The sequence below is a fragment of the Paenibacillus sp. 01L418 genome (assembly GCF_056400045.1).
Genome location: NZ_JBFTSN010000377.1, coordinates 1 through 6,289, shown reverse-complemented (window position 1 = coordinate 6,289; position 6,289 = coordinate 1). Strand labels below are relative to the sequence as shown.

The 6,289-nt window shown below is 45.9% G+C and carries 7 protein-coding genes; 1 reads left to right on the top strand and 6 read right to left on the bottom strand.

Annotated features, from left to right (window positions below; all coding sequences use genetic code 11):
* On the top strand, positions 1-297 hold a 297-nt coding region (locus tag AC1DSE_RS28090; RefSeq protein WP_477528548.1), incomplete at its 5' end, for a RidA family protein.
* A 102-nt stretch (positions 298-399) separates the two neighbouring features.
* Here the strand turns inward: AC1DSE_RS28090 and AC1DSE_RS28085 are convergent.
* The 6 genes from AC1DSE_RS28085 to phnW form a co-directional block, all read right to left on the bottom strand.
* Positions 400-567: a hypothetical protein gene (locus AC1DSE_RS28085; RefSeq protein WP_441877098.1), complete on the bottom strand. Its 168-nt coding sequence runs from the start codon at positions 565-567 to the stop codon at positions 400-402.
* A gap of 149 nt (positions 568-716) precedes the next feature.
* A complete protein-coding gene (locus tag AC1DSE_RS28080) occupies positions 717-1,778 on the bottom strand; it encodes an S-layer homology domain-containing protein (RefSeq protein WP_477512076.1) in 1,062 nt (353 codons plus the stop codon).
* Between the two features lie 112 nt (positions 1,779-1,890).
* Positions 1,891-3,003, bottom strand: a complete 1,113-nt coding sequence (locus AC1DSE_RS28075) for a putative 2-aminoethylphosphonate ABC transporter substrate-binding protein (protein WP_477512075.1) — start codon at positions 3,001-3,003, stop codon at positions 1,891-1,893.
* A gap of 208 nt (positions 3,004-3,211) precedes the next feature.
* Positions 3,212-3,997 carry a DeoR/GlpR family DNA-binding transcription regulator gene (locus tag AC1DSE_RS28070; protein ID WP_076269749.1) on the bottom strand — a complete coding sequence of 262 codons (786 nt, stop codon included), beginning with the start codon at positions 3,995-3,997 and terminating at the stop codon, positions 3,212-3,214.
* 55 nt (positions 3,998-4,052) lie between these two features.
* On the bottom strand, positions 4,053-5,240 hold the full coding sequence (locus tag AC1DSE_RS28065; RefSeq protein ID WP_477512074.1) for a saccharopine dehydrogenase family protein: 1,188 nt from the start codon (positions 5,238-5,240) through the stop codon (positions 4,053-4,055).
* A gap of 13 nt (positions 5,241-5,253) precedes the next feature.
* Positions 5,254-6,289 (bottom strand): 2-aminoethylphosphonate--pyruvate transaminase (gene phnW / locus AC1DSE_RS28060; protein WP_477528547.1); only part of this gene is annotated, 1,036 nt, incomplete at its 5' end.

The following is a 6,289-nucleotide window of genomic DNA, read 5'->3' as shown; positions in this document are numbered from 1 at the left end:
GATCTGACGATCGAGCAAGGTCAAGAAGCAGCGCGCCAAGTCGTTATCAACCTGCTTGCGGCGATGAAAACTCACCTAGGCGACCTTGACCGTGTCGTAAAAATCGTAAAAATTCTTGGTTTCATCAACAGCGCTCCCGGTTTCGGCGATCAGCCTTATGTGCTGAACGGCGCATCGGATCTGCTCATAGAAGTATTCGGAGAAAATGGACGCCATGCAAGGTCCGCGATTGGTACAAGCGACCTTCCATTCCATACGCCAGTTGAAATCGAGCTCATTGCAGAGGTTCGTGAATAGCATAAACAAGCAAAACCCCCAAGGCTCAGGCACTTGGGGGTTTAATACTATTTCAATTAGTGGAAAACGCATTGATTCCGATTTACAAGCAAGCTTTGTTGACTACCAGCATACAGCGCGGGAAATAATAACAAGCAAAATGAAAAGTACCAATATAATACCGATACCAGTTCCCCAGCCGCCAACTCCAGCTCCACAATTGCTAACACCTGCAACTGGATAAGAAGGTCCGCAATTTCCTGCGCCAACCCCTGCTACTCCATAGCCCATTTGTTCATCTCCTTTTTACTAAGGTACAGTATCCTATGATTTTTAGTAAAAAAGGTATAGGCTATTTCGTAAAATGTGCTCCTGCTCATTTTTTATGCCCGCCCACACTTTCTTGCAATGACTAAACGCCTCTGCTCTAGTGAACAAGTCTATTTATTCTGGCTATCGATGAGCGTCAAAATAAACGTCAATGCTTCTGCACGAGTAGCCTTTGCCTGTGGTTCAAAGCGATTGCCGCTTCTCCCCTTAAGCAGATTGCGAGAAACAGCAGCCGCTACAGCCGGCTTAGCCCAAGCTGGTATTTGCGAGGCATCCGCAAAACGAATTGACGGGTTCTCGTCGAGCGGAAAACCAGATGTACGCATCGTCATTGCCACCATTTCCGCTCTTGTAATATGGCGGTTTGGCCGGAATGTACCATCGTCATAACCGCTAATTACCTCAGCATTCACAGCCTCCGCTATGAACGCCTCTGCCCAAGCTGGAAACTGTCCCTTGTCTTTAAAATTAACTTCCTTCGCTTGCTTAGCATTCAACTCGAATGCACGGCCGATCATAGCAACAAATTGCGAACGCGTTACCCAACCATTAGGTTGAAAAGCACCGTTCTCAAAGCCTGTTACGATACCAAGCGAAGCCGCTCTTGTAATATTTGCCTCAGCCCAGTGGCCTTTTATGTCACTGAAGGATACTGGCGTCGAAGAGCTTAAGAGCAAAGCCAGCTTCGCCGCATTTTTCAGCTGAACCGCCTTGACCTGGCTATCGACCAGCTTTGCTTCTACCAGCTCAACGCTCGCCTTTCCACTCGCAACTCCCTCAAAAGTAAACGTGGCAATAGCTGCCGATCCGCTCACTCCGCTATCCTTCCCAATCTTCGTATGAGCGAATGTTATAACCCCATCCTTATCAATCGGTGAAATGGGCATTCCTTTCCACGCTGCTGTTGCCTGTTTGAATTTAAGTTTTGCTGTGTTGTACTTCAGTTTAATCTCGAAGCCATATAAATCATTTAATTGCTCCCCTTTTACAACGACCTCAACTGGTTGTCCGACTGCCGCTTTTTTCTGATTGACGGTAAGCGACAACGTTGCAGCCGCAGCATGTGCAGCAGGCAGCAAGGCTGAGCGGCCAACGCCCGTTAGCGTAGAGACGCCAGAAAACAACGTCATCACTATTAACAAAATTGCTATTTTTTTCACTCTTAACAACATGTCCATTCTCCTTCCAAATCGTGCTTTTCATTATGTTCAATAGGGAGCGTGCTAGTGAAAAGGCTGACAGCAGCTTAACTAGCGCTTGTCAGCCTTTTTCTTTATACAACTATTATGATTTCGGCTCGCTCTTGCTGTCGTAGCGGTTGCTCCACTCTTTTAAAATAGTGTCTCTTTGTTTAGCCGCTTCTTGCAGATCGTATTTGATTAATTGCTCAATCGGGTTTTTAGTATAACCTTCTGGAATGACGCTAGTGTCACTCTTCACAGCTACGATCGGATAGTTTTTGCTATATTCAGCCATTGCATCGTCTGTAATTGCCCAGTCCAAAAACGTCTGTGCAGCTTTTTTCATTTTCGATTTCTTAATCATCGCATTTGCCTCAACATCCCAGCCTGAGCCTTCTGCCGGGAACACTACTTCAACTGGCGATCCGCCGCTTTTTTCTTTAATTCCGCGGTATCCGAAGGAGATCCCGATTGGATATTCACCAGTACCAGCCATTTTTGCCGGCTTCGAACCTGAGTGCGTGTAGATGCCAATGTTCTCATGCAGTTTGTCCAAGTATTCCCATGCTTTATCAGCTCCAAGCAGCTGCGCCAAGCCCGATACCGTGAGGAAACCCGTTCCAGATGATGCAGGGTTAGGCATCGTGATTAAACCTTTATATTCTGGCTTAAGCAGATCCTCGTAAGTTTTCGGTACGGCCAAACCTTTTTTCTCCAGCTCAACCGTATTAGCAATAAAAGCAGTCTCCCATGCATCAATGCCTACCCAATGCTCCGGACTTCTAGTATCTTTAAACTCAGCAAGAATCCGATCTACGCCAGCAGGAGAATAAGGCTCCAGCATGCTGTTTTGATCCAGTACTAGCAAGCTTGTTGCTGCAACGCCCCACACGACATCCGCTTGCGGATTTTCCTTCTCAGCAAGCAGCTTAGCCGTAATGATACCTGTTGAATCACGAACAATATTCAATTTGATGTCGGGGTATTTTTCATAAAAAGTTTTCAAATACTCTTTAATAAGATCATCCTCAAGCGCAGTGTATACGGTAAGTTCTTTGCTATCCGTATCAAGCGACGATTCTGTTGATTCTGTAGCTTCTGTAGTATTGCCCATTTTGTTATTTCCTTTATTGCTCGATCCTCCGTTACCTCCGCAAGCGGATAAAACCGTAACAATAACTATCATGCTCACAAGCAGAAACCAGCTTCTTTTCATTTTTTTCTCTCCCTTTGTTTGTTCTTCTTCTCTATTCCTACTATATGCTTGTTTGTTTAACGCACTGTAAAATACAAGTAAATAAATTGTTTTGTTTTTGATTTCCACTAATTAGATGTGTTTTTCCTTTGAGTAATTTGCATTTGGTTGGTATAAAAAAAGAACCTCCAAGTCTTATTAGACTCGAAGATTCCTTTGCCATAAACAGCTATTCTGCTACAATCCAGTGCACATCCTGATCATCAAGCTTGGAACGCCAAGCCTGCGGAGGCGCTACATCGCTAATAATCATATCAATCTCTTTAAAATCGGCAATCTTATAAAAATGGTTCGTCCCAATCTTCGTATAATCAGCTAACACGATTGTTTGCTTGGCTTGTTTCATGAAAGTTCTAGCCAACACGCCGCGCTCATCCTCATAACTTGTTACACCGCTATCAATCTGTAAGCCGTCAGCAACGATAAAAGCTTTGTCCACATTAAAATTGGACATAAACTCCATCGCAAGCGTACCGGATGTCCGGTAATGCTTCGGGTTAATGCGACCGCCAATAAGCACGATTTCACCATCAAATATATTGCGATTTTTGTAGCCAATCAGCAAGTTTAAGGTATAAACGGATGTAACAAGAACGGTAAGTTGTTTTTTGTAAGCAAGTGAATCGATCATTTGCAGCGTGGTTGTTCCATCGTCGATGACAACAACGTCTTTATCTTGAATGAGAGAGGAGGCAGCTCGTCCGATCCTTCTTTTCTCTTCAGCCTGCTGCACCTCGCGCCGAACATAAGCGGGCTCTTCCCGCTCCACATTAATCTTAACGGCGCCGCCGTATACTCGCTTGAGCTTAAGCTCATCCTCCAGCTCCTCCAAATAACGGCGGATCGTTTCCGATGATACATCAAGCGCCTGCACGAGCTCCGGCGTTCGAACCTTTCCTTTTAGCTGCAGCATATTAATGATGATCTGCTTCCGCTCTTCTCCGGCTAGCGACATCTCTATTTCCCCTTCGTCTTCAGCTTAGTCTACTGTTTTGATTATTAATCGTATTCTAGCCTACTTCAACTAAACTCTCAATCTTTTCATGAATGAGAATGCCGCGCTTGCTTAGCTGTTCAAATATAATGCTCGGTTCAAAAGCTTCTTCCGGTGTGATGATTCCTGTTTGATCTTTGCATAACGTCTGACCGCTCGCAATAAGCTCCGTCGCTATCGCAAGTGGAATGCCGACGTTTCTAGTGTACGCACGGAGTTTCTCCCAGCCCTCTACTGAACCATCCGATGCAGGATGTGTATGGGTAAGTGTATGTTTGCAAGCTTCGCCAGTCTGTGCCGATATCCCCGTTACTTCAATATGAAGAGAATAACCGTATAATTCTGTTTCATGGCCTTCCTGCGATTCGAATAAGTATTGCCCAATCGCATCCATAATGCCAATTTCCTGGCCTGCAATGTTTATACGATCGTTGCGCATAAACCCATAGTCATATAACGCACGGACGAGTCTCATATTTTGCTGAGGCCATGTACCGCGTACTTCAATTAACTGAACCTCCTTGCTCTCAAGCGCTTTTGCCAGCGTTCGTGTCTCTGCGTGCGGAATAATGTATTGAATCGATTTGCCGTAAGGCTCTGGCAGCTCAATTTCACGTGGACGAGCAAACGGCTCCACCTGAATGAATTGCCCCTTCTCATAAACTACGCGTCCCGGCAGCTTCGGATCATACTCATAAACCGTCGTTTCCGCTATCGATTTGGAGAATGCAATCGGCCGGTATGAGCCATGACTAACCCGTACCTCATGCACTTCCTTCAACTGATTAGCAGCATGCATCGCCATCATTTGCGTTACACCGGGCGTCATCCCGAAGCCAGGCAAACACATTTTTCCGTTGCGGACAAATACATCGTGGCTTGCATCTTCTTCGCCAAAGCCGTTCAAATTAATGCCGTGGCAGCCAGCCTCTGCAATACATGCCGTCGACAAGCCGTTTAATGTAATTGTAGTTCCATCCATTACAATATCGTAGCCGCGAAGCTGTTCTACCGTTGCCGCATGATCATGCACATTCACTCTGACTGCATTGACACGTTTATCATTCAGTGAGGCAGCAAGCTGCTGCGCCGCTTCCAGATTGAAATCACCAATCGTAATGACCTCAAATGAGGAGTACTGAACAAGGTCCAGCACCGCTTCCATACAAATTCGACCTGCACCGCCAAGACAAAATACTTTCATCGTCTTCACTCTCCTACTGTTCCTTGTCAAAGGATGAATAAATGCTTTTGATCACATGAACCAATCGTTCCATATCTGCTGGATTAACATCACCGATGCTGCCAATTCGGAAAGTCGGCTCCGAGGTCAGCTTCCCTGGATACAGAACAAAACCTGCCTTCTTCAAGCTTCCGTAAAATGATTCAAATGAAAAGTTAGCGCTTGGGTAACGAAATGCCGTAATAATAGGAGATTGCCACTCACGAGGAAGCAGCGCACTGAAACCAGTAGCCTCCATCCCCTCAGTTATTACTTGTTGATTGCTGCTATAACGAGCTTCACGAGCCGCGATTCCGCCTTCAAGCTCCAGCTCCTTCAGCGCTTGATCGAATGCGCGAACAACATGTGTCGGCGAAGTATAACGCCATTTGCTATTCGAGCGCTCCATCATGTCCCATTGGTCATACAAATCAAGCGATAAAGAGCGCGCATGGCCTTTGCATTTGGCAATGGCATCACGGCGGGCAACTACAAAACCAAAACCCGGTACCCCTTGTATACATTTGTTGCTGCTGCTAATGAGGAAATCAATGCCCAGCTCATCTATGTCCATAGCTACACCGCCAAAGCTGCTCATAGCGTCAACAATAAACGTGACATTATGGCGCTTAACAACTTGAGCTATTTCATTCAAAGGGTTAAGGATACCTGTTGTCGTTTCGCAATGTACGATGGCAACATGTGTAATCTGCGGATCATCCTTAAGTGCTTTCTCGATGACTTCCGGATTGATAGGGCTGCGCTCGTCAAAACGGATTGGCGTAACTGAAATACCAAGCACGTCGGCAATTTGAACCATTCGCTCGCCATAAGCTCCATTAACGGCAATAGCCAATTTACCGCCTTGCTTCGGCATCGCCGTGCCTATTGTGGCTTCCACGCTAAACGTCCCGCTGCCCTGCATCAATATAGCAGTATAGTCTTCTGCCGCCGATAGTGCAGCAAGCTTAACGATCCGCTCTCTTATCGAAGATACCAGCTGATTGTATTGATCATCCCACGTACACMAA

Excerpts from the sequence above, each read along its gene's own strand:
- AC1DSE_RS28085 (WP_441877098.1), bottom strand. The coding sequence starts at position 567 with ATGGGCTATGGAGTAGCAGGGGTTGGCGCAGGAAATTGCGGACCTTCT.
- AC1DSE_RS28070 (WP_076269749.1), bottom strand. The coding sequence starts at position 3,997 with ATGTCGCTAGCCGGAGAAGAGCGGAAGCAGATCATCATTAATATGCTG.
- AC1DSE_RS28075 (WP_477512075.1), bottom strand. The coding sequence starts at position 3,003 with ATGAAAAGAAGCTGGTTTCTGCTTGTGAGCATGATAGTTATTGTTACG.
- AC1DSE_RS28080 (WP_477512076.1), bottom strand. The coding sequence starts at position 1,778 with ATGTTGTTAAGAGTGAAAAAAATAGCAATTTTGTTAATAGTGATGACG.
- AC1DSE_RS28065 (WP_477512074.1), bottom strand. The coding sequence starts at position 5,240 with ATGAAAGTATTTTGTCTTGGCGGTGCAGGTCGAATTTGTATGGAAGCG.